Source organism: Bartonella sp. AD328YNZD, assembly GCF_042196425.1.
Map to the genome: position 1 here is coordinate 1 of NZ_JBHIQG010000074.1, position 1607 is coordinate 1607.

Genomic DNA, 1607 nt, shown 5'->3' on the forward strand with positions numbered 1-1607 from the left:
AGCCAAAGGCGCTTCTGCTGGTCCCATAACAGAGATATTTTTTTCCCGTGGTGCTGCTTGACGCAATGCGCGCGCATAATGTTCTGCTGCTTGGCGCTGTTGTGCCGACACAATCAAAGAGGCAAGCCGCCCATAGGGGGGCAAATGATAATGCTGACGTGCTGCAATCTCACGTGTGTAAAAATCTTCTGGCTGGCATGCAAGTAAGGCTTTGATGACCGGATGATCTGGTTGATAGGTTTGCAATAATCCTAAACTCTTCAATCCCACACGCCCTGCTCTTCCGGTAACTTGAGAAAGCAGCTGATAGGTACGTTCACTTGCGCGTAAATCGCCATTGGCAAGACCAAGATCAGCATCAATAACACCAACCAGAGAGAGCTTGGGAAAATGATGTCCTTTAGCGACCAGCTGTGTTCCAATAATAATGTCTACATCGCCATTGGCAATGGCTTGCAATTCGCTTCGCAACTGCCCAATTCCCCCTTTAAGATCTGTTGAAAGGATCAATGATCGCGCTTGAGGAAAAAGCATCTGTGTTTCTTCGGCAATTCTTTCCACACCCGGTCCGCAAGCCACAAGATGATCTAAGGTTCCGCATTCAGGACAGGCTTCAGGAAGTGGTTCATGATATCCACAATGATGACATTTCAGTTGCCCTTGCGCGCGATGTTCTACCAACCAACTTGAACAATCGTTACAATGAAAACGATGTCCGCAAATTCGGCATAAAGTTAAAGGTGCATAACCACGGCGATTAAGAAAAAGAAGAGCTTGTTCACCCTTATCAAGCGTTTGTTTTAAAGCTCTTTCAAGAGCAAAGGAAATAAAGCGCCCCTTTTGCACCCCTCCTTGACGCATATCAACCACCCGCAACTGTGGAAGTGCGACTTCTTTAAAACGGGATGGTAAATGCACCTTTTGATAACGCCCTTTTAAAACATTGGCTTGGCTTTCAATCGACGGTGTGGCTGAGGATAAAATAACAGGAAAATGCTCAAAAGAGCCCCGAGCAACTGCCATATCACGCGCATGATAAAAAATGCGCTCTTCTTGTTTATAAGCGCTATCATGTTCTTCATCGACAACAATTAAGCCAAGCTCAGGAAAGGGAAGAAAAAGCGCCGAACGAGCCCCAGCCACAACACGCACCCGCCCTTCTGCGACTTGCCGCCAGACGCGTTCTCTACGACGTGGCGTCAAATCAGAATGCCATTCTGCTGCCGCAGCGCCAAAGCGCGCATAAAAACGATCTAAAAACTGCTGAGTTAAAGCAATTTCCGGCAATAAAATTAAAACCTGCTTATCGCCTTTGAAGGCTTGAGCAACCGCTTCAAAATAAACTTCTGTCTTTCCAGATCCAGTCACACCATCAAGCAAAAAAACTTGAAACTGAGAAGATAAAACACCTTCCCGCAATACTGTTGCTGCTTCATTTTGCGCTCCCTGCAACTGAGGAGGACAAAAATCAGGATCAGGCATTTCCACAAGGTCAGGAGCAGGAACCATAACATCTTCGAAAACTCCTAGAGCTTTTAAACCTTCAACAACAGAAACCGAAGTTCCAGCCGCATGTGCCAGACCAGAACGTGTCCATATCTTCTCAT

At 46.4% G+C, this 1607-nt stretch carries 1 protein-coding gene; it reads right to left on the minus strand.

Going from position 1 to position 1607, the window contains the following annotated elements:
* Nucleotides 1–1607, minus strand: a 1607-nt coding sequence (priA, locus tag ACFIO3_RS05210) for a primosomal protein N' (protein WP_375704170.1), incomplete at both ends; no start/stop codon positions are given.